Source organism: Pseudomonas sp. KBS0710, assembly GCF_005938045.2.
In the GTDB taxonomy this organism is placed as follows: Bacteria; Pseudomonadota; Gammaproteobacteria; order Pseudomonadales; family Pseudomonadaceae; genus Aquipseudomonas.
Genome location: NZ_VCCF02000001.1, coordinates 1,809,738 through 1,825,126, shown reverse-complemented (window position 1 = coordinate 1,825,126; position 15,389 = coordinate 1,809,738). Strand labels below are relative to the sequence as shown.

The 15,389-nt window shown below is 58.9% G+C and carries 10 protein-coding genes; 5 read left to right on the top strand and 5 right to left on the bottom strand.

The annotated features are described in order from the left end of the window. Nucleotides 1-126: 126 nt before the first annotated feature. Nucleotides 127-1,011: an FHA domain-containing protein gene (locus FFI16_RS08525; RefSeq protein WP_138814905.1), complete on the bottom strand. Its 885-nt coding sequence runs from the start codon at nucleotides 1,009-1,011 to the stop codon at nucleotides 127-129. A gap of 85 nt (nucleotides 1,012-1,096) precedes the next feature. Then, on the bottom strand, nucleotides 1,097-1,258 hold the full coding sequence (locus tag FFI16_RS30445) for a hypothetical protein (RefSeq protein ID WP_016969018.1): 162 nt from the start codon (nucleotides 1,256-1,258) through the stop codon (nucleotides 1,097-1,099). Between the two features lie 608 nt (nucleotides 1,259-1,866). Here FFI16_RS30445 and FFI16_RS08520 point away from each other — a divergent pair. Both FFI16_RS08520 and FFI16_RS08515 read left to right on the top strand, forming a co-directional pair. After that, entirely contained in the window at nucleotides 1,867-5,082 is a 3,216-nt protein-coding gene (locus tag FFI16_RS08520; protein WP_138814904.1) for a type III effector HrpK domain-containing protein, read from the top strand. A 71-nt stretch (nucleotides 5,083-5,153) separates the two neighbouring features. Further along, nucleotides 5,154-5,609 carry a winged helix-turn-helix domain-containing protein gene (locus FFI16_RS08515; RefSeq protein WP_138814903.1) on the top strand — a complete coding sequence of 152 codons (456 nt, stop codon included), beginning with the start codon at nucleotides 5,154-5,156 and terminating at the stop codon, nucleotides 5,607-5,609. 46 nt (nucleotides 5,610-5,655) lie between these two features. On the opposite strand, the gene FFI16_RS08510 is transcribed toward FFI16_RS08515, so the two are convergent. Further along, nucleotides 5,656-6,531, bottom strand: a complete 876-nt coding sequence (locus tag FFI16_RS08510; RefSeq protein WP_138814902.1) for a Dyp-type peroxidase — start codon at nucleotides 6,529-6,531, stop codon at nucleotides 5,656-5,658. 28 nt (nucleotides 6,532-6,559) lie between these two features. Further along, the gene (locus FFI16_RS08505; protein ID WP_138814901.1) at nucleotides 6,560-7,276 is read right to left on the bottom strand and encodes a helix-turn-helix transcriptional regulator; all 717 of its coding nucleotides are present in this window, start codon (nucleotides 7,274-7,276) and stop codon (nucleotides 6,560-6,562) included. A 128-nt stretch (nucleotides 7,277-7,404) separates the two neighbouring features. Between FFI16_RS08505 and FFI16_RS08500 the strand changes: the two genes are divergently transcribed. The 3 genes from FFI16_RS08500 (at nucleotide 7,405) to FFI16_RS08490 (ending at nucleotide 11,380) form a co-directional block, all read left to right on the top strand. Then, complete coding sequence (locus FFI16_RS08500; RefSeq protein ID WP_178112652.1) at nucleotides 7,405-8,475, top strand: MFS transporter; 1,071 nt, start codon at nucleotides 7,405-7,407, stop codon at nucleotides 8,473-8,475. Between the two features lie 78 nt (nucleotides 8,476-8,553). Beyond that, a complete protein-coding gene (locus FFI16_RS08495) occupies nucleotides 8,554-10,170 on the top strand; it encodes an NADP-dependent glyceraldehyde-3-phosphate dehydrogenase (RefSeq protein WP_138814899.1) in 1,617 nt (538 codons plus the stop codon). A gap of 148 nt (nucleotides 10,171-10,318) precedes the next feature. Further along, nucleotides 10,319-11,380, top strand: a complete 1,062-nt coding sequence (locus FFI16_RS08490; protein WP_138814898.1) for an FUSC family protein — start codon at nucleotides 10,319-10,321, stop codon at nucleotides 11,378-11,380. Between the two features lie 66 nt (nucleotides 11,381-11,446). Here FFI16_RS08490 and FFI16_RS08485 read toward each other — a convergent pair whose 3' ends face one another. Then, nucleotides 11,447-15,139, bottom strand: a complete 3,693-nt coding sequence (locus tag FFI16_RS08485) for a hypothetical protein (protein ID WP_138814897.1) — start codon at nucleotides 15,137-15,139, stop codon at nucleotides 11,447-11,449. Between the last annotated feature and the right edge of the window lie 250 nt (nucleotides 15,140-15,389).

Here is a 15,389-nt window from a genome sequence, read left to right as displayed (position 1 = left end):
GGTCAAAGGTGGGAGCTGGCTTGCCTGCGATAGCGGTGGACCCAGCAATAAAGATGCAGCCTGTACCGACGTCATCGCAGGCAAGCCAGCTCCCACCGTTGGATTGCGTACATGCCATAGACCGACTCATAAGGTGAAGGTAAAGCGCTCATCGCCACGGGCGAGGATCACTTGGTTGTTCTCGATGCGTTCCAGCACCCAGTTGTCCGCCAGCGCCGCGCCGGGGTACAGGCGCTTGCCGCTGTCATTGATCACATAGGGGTGGGTGCCGAACCACACGGCCTGGAAGCGCACACGTGGGCGCGCGGCATCGGCACGCACGGCAACCCGGGGGCTGAGCACGATCTGCTGGCCGTAACGCTGGTCGAAGGCTTGTTGCAGGGCCAGCCATTGGGGCTTTTGTGACTGCTCGAAACTGCCCTCGGCGCTGAGCTGGCCGTTGCTATTGGTGACGCTCACCGCATCCAGATGGGCGGCTCGCAACTGTTGCTCCAACCAGGTCTTGGCCTGTTCGCGGGACGGCTGTTTAATCGCCGGCACATCAACCGCTGCCACCGCCTGCGACAAAGGCGGGTCACTGCGAAAGGCCAGTGCCCCTGCACAGATGAACAGCAGACCGAGCGCAACAATCCAAGGGGTTAATGTGCGCGGGGCATGGGAGGGTTGTTCAGCCTCTTCAGGCAGTGCCAGGCTCACACCGGCGGCGCCGATGCGCAGCTGCAAAGGCAGTCGCGCGCGATGGCCACTGCCCTGGGGAATTCCCATGGTGCCGTTAACCAGCACTTCACCGCCCAAGGCTTCGACCGCCACGTGGCCGCCCTCAAAACGCAGGCGCAGGTGCAGGCCGGCGATACCGGGGTCGCTGAGCACAAGGTCGGCCGCGAGGTCCGCGCCAATGGTGTAGACAGGCTGATCGAGCACCAGGGAACTGCCCTGGTGCAAACCGGCGGTCACAGTGAGGGTCGGTGCGCCAGTCGCGGCCACCGGCCCCAAAGAAATCAAGGCTGTCATGTGTGGGTTTGCCCCCTTGAAAATGTGCAACGGGGTCAAGAATCAGAAGGTAAACGGGCAGCGCCGGCGCCGCCCGTTTGGCAAATCAGTTCTGCGGACGCTGTTTGGTGGCGTCGAGCTCAGCTTTTTTCGCGGTGCTGATTTCGGTGATCTTGGCCGACTTCTCGATAGCCATGTTGAAGGTCGCTTCCATCTTCGCGATAGCGTCGTCGGCGCCGCCGGCTTTTACTGGTGGGACATCAGCCATGTTCATCTCCTTGCATCGATAGGGAAGTTATTCAGTTGCGCAACAGCAAGCTGAAAGTATGCAAACCCGGTAAATGCCCAAAACGTCAGACAGTGAGCTTTCGAACCGTCGTTGGTTTGCATGGGGCCATACTACTCACGATCAAAACGCCTTCGCTGTGAAAGCTTGTGAAACGTTTCGGCTACCGGGTGTGAAATGTTTGGCTCAACCCGGCATTGAGAAAAACTCATGCGCGTTCGCCCGTGGAACTTTTAGCAAAAAACTCAAACAGGGCCAAAGCCCTTATTTCCTTGGCTTTGCGCGCACAATCTGAAAAGTTATTGAACAAAATTTGACGAATTCATACCGACTGAACACGTGGCCCATCACGACTTCGGCGTGTTTTTTGTATCGACTTCACATTTTTCGCTAATAGCCTTTTGCCCAACTTGGGAGATATTTCCATTTGTAACAAAAGCGACTTACTCATCGCGTTTGATAGCTCGGCGCGAGCGGCCTTAATGCTCGCGGGCAACTAATTTCCTGCGCCCGATTAGTACAGTTGCACTAATAGCTAAATGTTCCGTGTGCAGGCCCTGATATATGAAACAACTTCCAGGTGAGCATGTATGCCAGCGATTCCAAGTAGTCGTGACCCTGCGCAAACGCCGGGCACAGACGGCTCGCAGAAAAAATTCGAAACCGCGTTGTACACCGCCGTCAACCAGCCGACGTTCGACCCGTCGAAGATCCGTGGCCCGTCGATCCCACTGCCCTATCAAAACGTGCAGGCGCCGGTGAACAACAGCATCACCTACACACCGCTGGGCAGCGACAAGCCGGTGACACTCAAGCAAATCGACAACCCGCGCCTCTACGAAACACTGGTCAACCAGTACAACGCGCAGCAGAACGATGCCAGCTTCGAAAAGAACCTCAGCGACAGTAAAGCGGCCGGCTACACCCAGGCCGATGCGAGCACCGTGGCGCCGGGGCTGGGCAACTACAAGGCCATCGGCAGCCCGACTGAACTGGGCCCGGGTTTGATCCGCTATGAAACCGCCTCGGGTGACAAAGTGGTGGTCAGCCAGAAAGACACGCCGCAGCTGTTCGATCAGGTCAGCGGCGACTTCACCAAGCTGTCAGCCATCAATGCCAGCGGCGCCGAAGGCTACCGCCTGGCCGGTGCCAACGAGAGCATCGACCCGGCCACTGATATCGGCCCGCCCGAGGAAGTCGGGCCTGGGTTGATCCGCTACCAGACCGCGTCCGGCGACAAGGTGATCGTGTCCCAGGACATCACCCCTGCCCTGTACGATCAGGTGGCCAAGCTTTACGCCGGCACCACCGGTGCGGCAGGCGCCTCGGACACCTCGTGGATCGACAACTCATCGTTCGGCGTGTCCGGCGCCAAGGACTGGAACAGCATCACCGGCAACACCAGCGCAACACCGACCAAGGAAGAACTCGACCTGAACCGCCCGCGCGCCGCCGCGCAATTGCTCTCGCAGAACTGGGACGCCTGGGGCCTGCACGGCGCGCCGATCGACTTTGCCAACCCGCCGACCAGCTTGCCGCCCGAAGCCCAGGCCGTGCTCAAGTACGTAGCCAGCAGCCCGAACCTGATGGCGGCGCTGGACAGTGGTGGTCGCGGCAAAGCCGACAATGTGATCACCCATTCCGACGTCGACCATTTCATCAGCAACACCAACAGCGACATAGGCGCGGCGGCGAAGTCCTATGCCAGCTTCATGGGCAGCCACCCAGGCGACCTGGCCAAGGCCAACGCCAAGTCCGCCGCCATCGTGATGGCTAACGAAAGCCTGGTCGCCAGTTCCGGCACCGCCATGCGCCCAGGTGACAACCAGCGCAGCAACGACGGCATGATCCGCCCCGATAACCTGCAAGCCCTGGGCAGTGATTCGGCCTTGAGCAACGAGCTGACCGGCGCTGCCGCGATGTGGTCGCGCCCCGGCATGTTCCACGCCCTGGAAACCGGCGGTGACAACCCCGCCACCGGCAAATCCGACAACCTCGGCACCCGCGACAACATCGGTGCCTGGCTGGAGAAACAGGCGCCGAAAACCGACAGCGACACCCTGACGTTCCTCGACGGCGCCGCCACCCGCGATGCCGTCGCCGGTGTGGACACCTCCAAGCTTACCGCCGATATCCTCGCCAACCCGCAGAACTACACTGGTGAACAAAAAGCCGCGGTGATGGTGCAACTGACCGATGCACAAACGCGTCTGCTGGTCAGCGACTATGTCGGCAACGCAGGCTTGATGGACAAGTACACCTCGCCCAACTGGGGCCTGAACCCCAACGAAGACAAGATCAAGGCGCAGCTGCAAAGCGGCATCGAAACGTTGTCGGCGGACCCGGACGTACAGAACTTCCTGCAGAACAATCGCGGCCCTGCGCTCAGCGATATCGTCAGCAGCGACCCGAGCATGAAGGTCGCGATGCAGAACTACGTTGAAGGCGGCATCGAGTCGGGCAAAAACCTTAACGACAACCTCAATGCCAAGGACCAGAACGGCAAGCAGATCGACATGGGCATGGGCCTGCAAAACGCCGCCAACGATGCGACCATCGCCAACCTGGCACTGGGTGGCAACGGCCATGTGGACCTGACCAAAATCGCCGCCAATGCAGGCCAGAGCGACGCGATCCTAAGCTATTACAAGAACCAACTGGTGACCGGCAAAGCCTTCACCGATGCGGTGGCCGGCGGCCTGGACCCGACCGTGGCGGCCAGCAGTTTCGCCGCCAGCACCGCGTCGGCCCAGGCCTTTCTGGGTGACAAGGCCACGGCGGATGACGCGGCGACCTTGCAGGTCAACTTCAACGAAAACCTCGGCGATGCGTTGCTCGGCGGTGCCACCACCGACACGCTGAACGTTACGCTTGGCGATGGCAAAGGTAACTTCGACGAAGCCAAAGTCACGGCTGCGATCAACGACGCGCAGCAAAAAGACCCCGAGATGTTCACCACCTCCGACGGCGGCAAGATCGACCCGGCGCAGGTGGTGTCGATGCTGCGGTCGGTATGGGACATCGGCCGCCAGGGCAACAAGATTGCCGACGCCTTGCCCAAGGCCATCGAAGGCATGAAGTTCGGCGATGTCAGCCCGGCGTTCAAGCAGGGCCTGCTGCATATCGGCAGCGCCGTGTTGATGAGCGGCGTGCTGATGGCGCGTTCGGCCAGCGGCAGCACCACCCCGGTGGCGGATGCCAACCGCGTATCGGCGGGCCTGCAATTTGCCGGGTTGCTGCTCGAAGGCGGGACCAAATACGCCAAGGAAGCCGGCTATGGCGTGACCTGGGTCAACCGCCCGGACGGCGGCACCATTGGTGATTTCCCCGGCAAAGTGCCGGTGGGCAAAGGCCCGCTGTCGCCGCAACAGATCGCCAACATCGGCGCGGCGGGCAAGATCATCGGTTCGGCCGGCGGCATTATCGGCGGTGTGATCGGGATTATCGGCGGCGTCGACTCGCTGAAAAAAGGCGACTACCTCAGCGGCAGTTTCTCGGTGGCCACCGGCGTGCTCGGCACCGGTGCGGCCGTCGCTGGCCTGGTGGAAGCCGGCGCCGGTTTGTATGGCGCCACCGAAATCGGCGCGGTGGCCGGCACCATCAGCGGCATCCTTGGCGGTGCCACCGCGATTCTCGGCGGTATCGGCAGCGCGTTCCTGCCGTTCGCCCTGGCCGATGCCCATGGCAAGGCGCAAGACGCATTCTACGGGCAACTGACGCCTGTGCTGCAGCAATACGGCCTCACCGGTGGCCCGACGATGGATGGCGATTATCCGTCTGACCCGATCCCGGCGATCAACACCTGACCCTCCCCGGCAGCCCGGTGCGAAAAGGAGCCGCGCCGGGCTGTGATTTCCACGCACAAAGGTTAACTGACATGACGTACTCGACTCGCAGCCACCTCACCGATTACGCCTCTTTGGGGATTCACTTCGGCCCGTTCCACCTGCTGCCCCAACGTCATCTGCTGCTCAAGCACGGGCAACCTGTGAACCTCGGCAGTCGCGCCCTGGCCCTGCTGATCGCCCTCGCCTCAAGGCCTGGCGAGCTGCTGCATAAACACCAACTGCTCGACATCGCCTGGCCCAGGCTGGTGGTGGAGGAATGCAACCTGCGCACACAGATCAAGACCCTGCGCCGCGCGCTGGGCGACGATGACTCGTTCTACATCGCCACCGCAGCGGGCCAAGGTTACCGGTTCGTCGCGCCCACTTGGTTCGATCGCGAAGCGGTGGTGAAGCAGCCGGTGGTGCTCGGCGTATATGGCTGCCGTCACTGCGGCGGCGCCGCCATGCTGCCTCGATTTACTCAGGCGGGCCTGCAAAACAGCTGACACAACCCCATGGCGGTGAGCTCCCACACAAGCCAGCCCCACAGTTTTAAATGTGCGCTGGCACGCAGAGTGCACTCAAGTCCAAATGCCCTTCCTTGACCGGCGGGCACCAGTAATACCCACCGGTCAACGGCGTGCTGATCCGATACAACCCATCCACAATCCCATCTTCCAACCCGCTCATGCGCCGCAGTTGCGCTTCAAACGCATCGAAGGAATGCCCAAACGCCAGGAACATCAACCCCGCCTGGCCGTTCTCGGCCCAGGGCATCGAGCGGCGCACCACAAAGGCTTCCGGTGTGAAGCTTTCCTGGGCGGTACGCTTGGTGTGGGCCGATTCCGGGGCGTCGTCCAGCTCTTCGTTATCGCCATGGCGGCGGCCGATGATGTGGTCACGTTCCTGGGCGGGTAACGCGGCAAAACCGTCGAGGTCGTGCTGCCACTGCTGGATCGCGGCAAAGCTGGCGCCGCTGTCGGTCAGGGCGGTTTCGACGGCGGCGTCGTCGTGGGGGTTTTCGGTGCCGTCTTCGTAATCGGTCAGGTCGAAGCCGGTCTTGTAGCGGAAGCCTTCGGTCATCTGCACCAGGCCAAAGGCCGGGGCCAGAGCTTTTTCCACTGCGCGGCTGCGCAGCAGCAGTTCACCGCGATCCACACCGTGCAGCCACACCCACAACGCCTGCTGGGTGGACGGGTTATGGGCGCCTGGGCCCGTGACCGTGGGGAATGCGCGCAGCCCTTCGATGTGCGCGCCGAGCGAAGTTACCAGCGGCTCGCCAAAACCAACCACTGCGCCCGCGTCCGCCCACTGCACCAGCGCGTCCAACGCGGCGGGTACGGCGGCCAATACATCGACGGCAAAAAACAGATGGCGTGCCTGCAACGGCACCGGTGCGGCAAGAATGCCCGGCTGGTAGTGACTCATGTGAACTCCTTCTGAAAAGCCGCGCAGTTTAACCGGCCAGCGCACGCTTTTGCTCAAGGTTTTCCAGATCACGCGGTTCCAGGCCCAATTGCGCCTTGAACTGTGCCCAGCCCTTGGGCGTGACCCGCACCGCACGCGAATCCTTGGCGCGCCGCAACCAGCCGGCTTCACACAAGGCACTGAGCAATTGCACGCCGAGCGGGCCGGCCACGTGATGGGTGCGTTCGGTCCAGTCCAGGCATTGGCGCGTAGGTTTCAACGCGCTTGAATCGATGCCCAGGGTTTGCAACCAGGCGGCACCTGCGGGCAGCACTTCATAGTGTTTATCATCGATAGCGCGCAGGTAGTGGCGTTTTTCCAGCGCCTGGGTCACCGCGACGCCCAACTGCCCGGCCAGATGGTTGTAGCAGCAGCGCGCAAACCGTAGCCCTTGGGCCTCGCGACTCTGGGGTTTGAGCACGATCGCCGACAACGGCGCAATCGCACTGAGAAACTCGATCGCCTGGGCCACATGCTCCCCGGCCAGGCGGTAATAGCGATGCCGGCCCTGGGTTTGGCAGACGAGCAAACCACCGGCAACCAATTTGGCCAAGTGAGTACTGGCGGTCTGCGCGGTGATGCTGGCGGCAAAAGCCAGCTCGCCGGCCGGCAACGCACGCCCGTCGAACAACGCCAGCAGCATCGCCGCGCGGGCAGGCTCGGCGAGCAGTGCGGCAACCTCGGTAAAGGTGGATGGGTTCGACATGGCGGCTCTCCAACGGGACCTGCGCAGTATAAGCGTGACGCAGGCGAGCATGCTTCGATCACCACCGAAGCATCTGCAGCGTGCCGCACGCTAGATTCGCTGCCCGTGTCTTTTCAAGGAAGATGTGCATGCCACAACCAAAGGTGCTGGCCGCCACCAGCCTCAGCTATGTACTGGTGATCCTCGATACGTCCATCGTCAATGTGGCGCTGGCCCCCATCGCGACAGCCCTGCACAGCAACACCAGCGCACTGCAATGGGTGGTCAGCGCCTACACCTTGACCTTTGGCTGCCTGCTGCTGGCCGGCGGTGCGATGGCGGATCGCTTTGGGGCGCGCAGGCTGTATATGACCGGCCTTTTGGTGTTTACCCTGGCCTCACTGCTGTGTGGCGTAGCCAGCAATATGAGCCTGCTGGTGGCCGCGCGGGTGCTGCAAGGTGTCGGCGCAGCGTTGCTGGTGCCGGCGTCTCTGGCGCTGATCAATCAGGCGTATGCAGGCAACCCCGCTGGCCGCACGACAGCCATCAGCCTGTGGGCCGGGTGCGGCGGCATCGCCATGGCCGCCGGGCCGCTGGTGGGTGGGGTGCTGATCGAGATGCTGGGCTGGCGCAGTATCTTCCTGGTCAACCTGCCGTTGGGGCTGATCGCCGTAGGCCTCAGCGCGCGCCTTGCCGCCAGTGCAATTCAGCCCCGGGCCGCCGGCTGGTTGCGCCTCACCGTGCAGCTGTTTGGCAGCCGCGTGTTCAGCCTGTGTGTGGCCGTGTCACTGCTGTCGGCACTGCTGCTGTATGGCCTGATGTTTGTACTCAGCCTGTATTTCCAGCGGACCTTGGGGCTCTCGCCGCTGCGCACCGGCGTGGCGTTCCTGCCGCTGACGGTGCTGGTGAGCATCGGCAGCCTGATGGCCGGCGAGTTCGTGCGCGCCTTTGGCAGCCGCTGGCTGATCAGTGGCGCCCTGATGCTCTACGTGACTGGTTTCGGCCTGTTGCTGATGGGCGGCACGACGCCCGACTACGCCTTGATTGTGGTGCCCATGCCGCTGATTGGCCTGGCTGCCGGGCTGATCACCCCCGCCGCCACGGCCGCGTTGATGAATGCAGTGCCGCCAGGACAGGCCGGAATCGCCGCCGGCACCCTCAATACAGCGCGACAGATCGGCGCAGCCTTGGGCGTGGCGCTGGCCGGCGCGCTGCTGTAACGCGTCTGGCGCTTGCCACACAGCCCTTGGATGGGTGACTCTCTAGTCATGTTTTGCAACTATTCCAGGGGTAGCGACATGACCACCAGTAACCTGCTCGCCCAGCTGTTTCCCACCGCCGCCAACGACATTCCCGAGCAATTCCGCCTGGCTGCGTCCATTGAACAGCGTGATTACCTGGTCGACGGCCAGTTGCAGGTGTGGAACGGCCCGTTGGCCAAGGTACAAAGCCCGGTGCAACTGGGCGATGAGCGCGTGCACATCGGCAGCACGCCGTTGCTGGATGCCGAGACCGCCCTCACCGCCCTCGACGCCGCCGTGCGCGCCTACGACCGTGGCCAGGGTGAATGGCCGACGATGCGCGTGGCCGAACGTATCCAGCATGTCGAAGCCTTTTTGCGGCGCATGCGCGAACGGCGCGACGCGGTGGTCAAGCTGCTGATGTGGGAGATCGGCAAGAACCTCAAGGACTCGCAGAAAGAATTCGACCGCACCTGCGACTACATCACCGACACCATCAACGCCCTCAAGGAACTCGACCGCCGCTCCAGCCGCTTCGAGCTGGAACAGGACACCCTTGGCCAGATCCGTCGCGTGCCATTGGGCGTGGCGCTGTGCATGGGCCCTTATAACTACCCGCTCAACGAAACCTTTACCACACTGATCCCCGCACTGATCATGGGCAACACCGTGGTGTTCAAGCCGGCCAAGCTCGGTGTGCTGTTGATTCGCCCATTGCTGGAAGCGTTCCGCGACAGCTTCCCGGCCGGCGTGATCAACGTGATCTACGGCAGCGGCCGTGAAACCGTCAGCGCGCTGATGGCCAGCGGCAAGATCGATATCTTTGCGTTTATCGGCACCAACAAGGCCGCCAGCGACCTGAAAAAACTGCACCCCAAGCCGCACCGCCTGCGCGCAGCCCTGGGCCTGGACGCGAAAAACCCCGGCATCGTGCTGCCCGAGGTTGACCTCGACAATGCCGTGAGCGAAGCGGTCACCGGCGCCCTGTCGTTCAACGGCCAACGCTGCACCGCGCTGAAGATCCTGTTTGTGCACGAAGAGGTAGTCGACAGCTTCATCCAGAAATTCAACAGCAAACTGGCCACGCTCAAACCCGGCATGCCGTGGGAAGACGGTGTGTCGCTGACGCCGTTGCCGGAAGTCGGCAAGGTCGACTACCTCAAAGCGCTGGTGGCCGATGCCGCGCAGTACGGCGCCAAGGTGGTAAACCCGAATGGCGGCGAAAGTCGCGGCTCGTTCTTCTACCCCGCCGTGTTGTACCCGGTGAACCCGCAGATGCGTGTGTATAACGAGGAGCAGTTCGGCCCCGTTGTGCCGATCGTGCCGTACCGTGACCTGGAAACGGTGATCGACTACGTGCTGGACTCGGACTTCGGCCAGCAGTTGAGCATTTTCGGCACCAATGCGGTGGAAGTCGGCCGGCTGGTGGACACCTTTGCCAACCAGGTCGGGCGGATCAACATCAACGCCCAGTGCCAGCGCGGGCCGGACACCTTCCCGTTCAACGGGCGCAAGAACTCGGCCGAGGGCACGCTGTCGGTGCATGACGCGCTGCGCGTGTTCTCGATCCGCACGTTGGTGGCGACCAAGTTCCAGGAGAGCAACAAGGCGCTGGTCAGCGATATTTTGCGCAACCGTGATTCGAGTTTCCTGACCACGGATTACATTTTCTAAAGACATAAACAGCTCTATGTGGGAGCTGGCTTGCCTGCGATAGCATCACTGCGGTCCGGCTACAAGACCGAGGTGCCTGCATCGCGGGCAAGCCCGGCTCCCACATTCGATCTGGTCCCCCCCGACTACCGAGGCCACTTTAATACCGATGAACCTGCCCTTCTTCGCCCGGCGCCTGCTGCGCCCGTTGCTCGACCCCTACCGCCGCTACCGCCATGCCAAGCTGATCCACGCCGTGCGCGTGTCCATCGGCCTGCTGGCGACCATCCTGCTCACCACCGGCATCAACCTGCCCCACGGCGAGTGGGCCTCGGTGACCATGCTGATCGTGATCGGCGGCTTGCAGCACCACGGCAATATCGGCAAAAAAGCCGTGGAGCGCGCCTACGGCACCCTGATCGGTGCCAGCGTGGGCCTGCTGCTGGTGGTGCAACAGGCCTATTTCGGCCTACCGCTGCTGACCTACCTGCTGATGTCCGTGGTGTGCGGGTTCTTCTCCTATCACGCCATCGGCAAGGGCGGTTACATCGCACTGCTGTCGGCGATCACGGTGTTTATCGTCGCCGGCCACGGCGACAACCCGATCTCGGATGGCTTGTGGCGCACCGTCGATATCCTTATCGGCATTGTGCTGGCACTGGCGTTTTCCTTCGCCCTGCCGCTCTACGCGGTGTATTCGTGGCGCTACAACCTGGCCAGCGCCTTGCGCGATTGTGCGGCGATTTACAGCCGCATCATCAGTGGCCAGTCGGTGACCGACGATGAACACTTCAAACTGCTCAACCGCCTGAACGCGGCGATGCTGCAACTGCGCTCGCTGATGCCGTCGGTGTCCAAGGAGGTGCGCATCTCCATGACCGAGCTGGACGCGATCCAGCGGCATTTGCGCATGTGCATCAGCACCCTGGAGATTCTTGGCAATACCCGGCCCGACCCGCGTGATGAGCAGGCCATGGCGCGGATGCAGGTGATGCTCAAGGCTGAGCATCGGCAGATTCGGGTGCAATTGGTGGGGATGGCACGGGCGTTGAAGTCCGGGTTTACCGAACGGCTGGAGCGGCCTGCGGTGCACGCGACGGATGAGGCCGGGTTGGAAGCACCGGTGCAGAGTGCGTTGGATGGGTATCGGTTGTTGACGTTGCAATTGGCGGGGAATGTAGACGCGATGCGGGGGCGGTTGGCGAAGACGGCGAGTCATTGGAAGATTTGAGGGGGGAATGAAAAAGGGACAGACTACGGTTAGGTAGAGCTGTCCCGATGACTCAATGGCGAACAATCATGTCAGGCGAGAGATGTAGGCCGAGTGAATGATGAAATCGTTACCCCAACCGGAATTTTGATAATTGTACAAAGCAATAACTTTCGCTCCACTCGTCGAAACCGAAAAGTCGGCGGTGAACATATACCACGTATTTTTGGGTGGTTGCAGCGTGCCAGACACCTGTACCCCTCCAACCCTTATCGCCAGAGCCGGATCCACATTTATCCCTCCCGACGGAGAGAAATTGAATATATAGAATGAGGCCTGGTATCTATGCCCCACATTAAAGTTTGAATACATGGCAATTACATCACCTGCATAATTCGACCTGTCGGCATGAGTCCATATATTCAGGCCAGATCCTGTGAACGTATGTCGATCTGCGTTAACGCCTGGCGACCAAGGACCGAGCCCATAAATAAAACTAGTCGTCAATGCCGTAAACGAATCAGACTTGGTGTACCGCACTAACGGAAACACAAACGCCCGGGACTTCTCTGTGCCGCCGTCGTAGGCAATCCTGACCTCTACATCAAGGACCGTATTATTAGGCAACGCAGTCAACACACCACGCAATACCGGCTGATTTAACAAACCGCTGGTAACTTCAGCCTCAGTGATTTCATGAACCGGCACCACCTCCACCGAACGGCCACCGCCAATAAAGGTTACCCATATCATTTGCCCGGCCTTACACAAAGGCATCCTGGCTAAGTCGAGTCGAGTATTACCGACAAATGTATTCAAATCGATTACCGTTCCACCAGCCTGATTATTAACCATTGCCTTCGGAAGACTGGCTGCTGGGATCGCATTGACCGTTACCGTTTGGACCATCGAATGCGTGACTTTATCACCGCGCTTGACCGAGTACATCAACTGTACCCTGCTGTTGACACTATTATGCAACGATTGCTGCTTGGTAAAGTCAACTAATACCGAACCACTTGCCTGACCTTTAACTGTCTCTTCAAATACCAAGCCATTTTCCAATATCCATTTGCACACGATCTCGTCGGTGGCGAGCATACCTTTATATGCAACTTTAACGCTGACATTTTTCTCAATAGACAACGGTTCAACTTTGGTCTCTTGTGCAACAGTGGCAGCACCAATAAGTGTGGGAAAGGCCAGCTCTGTAGGGAGTTGCTGAATCACATAGACTGTTTCGCCAAAAGGCACGGCCGTTTGCATAAGAGGAATTTTTACAAAACTGACCGAGAACGAAACTTTTAACGGTGAGCCGTCCTTAAGCAGACGTATTTTATCCATTGCCAAGGGAACGGAGATGCCCTTGGCAACGTGCTCTGCGATGACCTCATTCGGCGTAAAAATTTTATTTTCGTAAAGTCCACCATCAGCGAATTCTCCAGTGATCGTCATGAACATGAACTGACCTACGCTGGCAAATTTCCATATATCAATAATCCAGCGAGGCGCATCCAGTTCGTAGACCGGCAGCACCGTGGTATGTGCGTAATTGCTGATATACGGCCTGGGCAGTACATCGAGAGGCAGCAGCAATAACTGCAAAGGCTCAAATGCGTAGCTGAATGCGCCGCGAAGCAACGTGCAATTCAACAGGATATTATTGCCATCAGGTCGCACTGCCAGGGTAATCACTTCAACCGGAATTTTGAATGTGAAGACACCGACCTTCGGATCAACCGTTATTTCCTGCTGATGCTGGCTGATGCCATGCTGCCCAAGCCAAGAAATAAGAAGGCGGTCACCTTTTGCAGCCTTCGAGTACCTCACCTCGCCATTCGCCCCGTTGATGACAGCCACCGGGTTAATCGTCATAGCGGTGGCGTTCGCCTCAAGCAGTTTAAAACTTTCGAGGTTCACCGGTTCACCGATACTGAGCTTGAGCACTTCCGAGCGCAGGGTGACGGGCGGTGCCCCTGGGCTCATCACGCTATAATAGATATCGAGGTTCTTGCCTACGTTAAGCTCAATAAACGCCTGATCAATGGGCGTCTCAAGTTCCAGCAAGGCCGCACCTGCAATATCCTCAAAAATATCAATTTCAACTTGAAGAAAGTTTCTCGGCGAATCCCCTGCAACGGTAAGGACTATCGTGTCCCCGGCTTTCGTATCGGCGTAATTAAAGTACACCCCTACTGAATAACCATTCAAATCCTTCAAATCCAGGTTCCAGTTACCGTAGTATTTTTTGGCCTCTTTAATATACACTTCAGGCAATACTGGAACCGCCTTACCCACCTCGGCGACTACACTCTCTGATTGACGACGGCTACCATCATCCTTCATTGTCACTTCTAGAAAAATATCAAACTTCCCCAGGCCGTCGAACTGCTTTAAGAGGTTTGCTGGCAAGACCGATGTTCCCCCCTCCAGACCGGCTGTCTGTTGGCTCAAGATGACTAATTTCGCACCATTTTGGTCGACTTTTTTCCTGGCTTTTATACGCTCAATGTTATTTGCTGAATAAGGGGTGTATCGAGGGACCTCAGCGACTCCATTCAACCCCGATGAAATCAGCCCAGCGTTAAATGGGTGGAGAAGTTTCAGTGCTGGCATCCGTGTCGGTGTGCCGGTTATATGAACCAAATAACTGCCCGACTCTTTGAGGAATACACCTGTAGACGTCGTCCACTTCCACCATAGGCGTACCGTGCCGCGCCCTATGTCGTGGAAAAATTTACCAGGGAGCGGGATCGTCTCTGATCCATAATTTCTGTCAGTGATGGGGTCGAAATACGTAGTGACGGATGAGCCGCCCTCTGGAAAAGCTTCCACAGCCAATACGATTTTGTTGAGTGGTCTGGGTGCCGACTCTGACGTGGGGGGCTTAATCAACACTGTAACTTCGGCATCAAATAGAAAATCGAGATCAACGATAGTAACGTTATCACCGTCCTTAACCACGCGTGGGGCGTTGAGTAAGGTTGGATCTATTTCGCTGCGCAACATATAGGGTTTGGAAAGTGTGTACGCCCCCAGAGGCTCATTCCCCACTACATCCTTCACGCCCATGCGAATAGTGAAAATTCCGCGCTCTGGAAGTTTTTCCAAGTAGCCTTTGTAGGGGACTAACACGGCGTAGCCGCCTTTTTCGGACGCCTCTTGAGGACTGACCGTATGCTCATACGAAAACGTACCGAAATGAAATTTATTAATGTCATTTTGGCGGATGTCCGAATACGGATAAACCCAGACCCAAAGGCCAGCCTCAGCCATTGTTTTATCGATAACGCTGCCTTCCGGAAAGTCTTTGATGCTTCCGTCTTCCAGCACCTTTATAACCTTCATCAACAAACCGCTATGCCACGGTTCCTCGGGGTTGGGATCATTGCCGCCCGGTATACTCTTTTTGCAGAAAATCAAACCTTCGTCCGAACGAACTTCTTGCTGCGAACCCGCTCGAAAAACCTGCCCGAAAAATCTTAGGTTTCCGTTGGGAATTTTGTACCCATCGAACCCGACATGATATCGATCTTGTCTATCCACGGTGAGTGCGTCGGCCGTCACTGGGTTAGGTAGACCCAACTGAACAATACAGCGGTCAAGCGACTTCCATTCTCTCCAAGGCTCAAAAGCCCAATAACAGATGGGCAGTATTTCATCACGCCCTAAGCCTTTAGAGGCAATTTCCTTATACTTCGCCTTGCTCAGGTCTACTCCGGGTTCTGCCGGGTAGGGGGCATCATTGAGCCTTTCAAAGCTATCTGGAGGAGTAGACATAACCATCACCTTGCTGGATTAGGGACGCGCAGGGGCAGCGCGACAGGCAAGGTAAATAAGGCGCTTGAGGCAGTGGTGGGGGCTACTGTCAGAACTGACAGTGGCGACGAACGGTGGGCGTGCAGTAAAAGTCCGACAAATACCGAAGTTTTTGTAAAACTCTCGACCCCAGCCTTTTTCTCACATTTTTTTCACGATTTATTCACATCCACAGCCGTAGGGTGAAGCCTCATCCGTTACAAACGTTGCA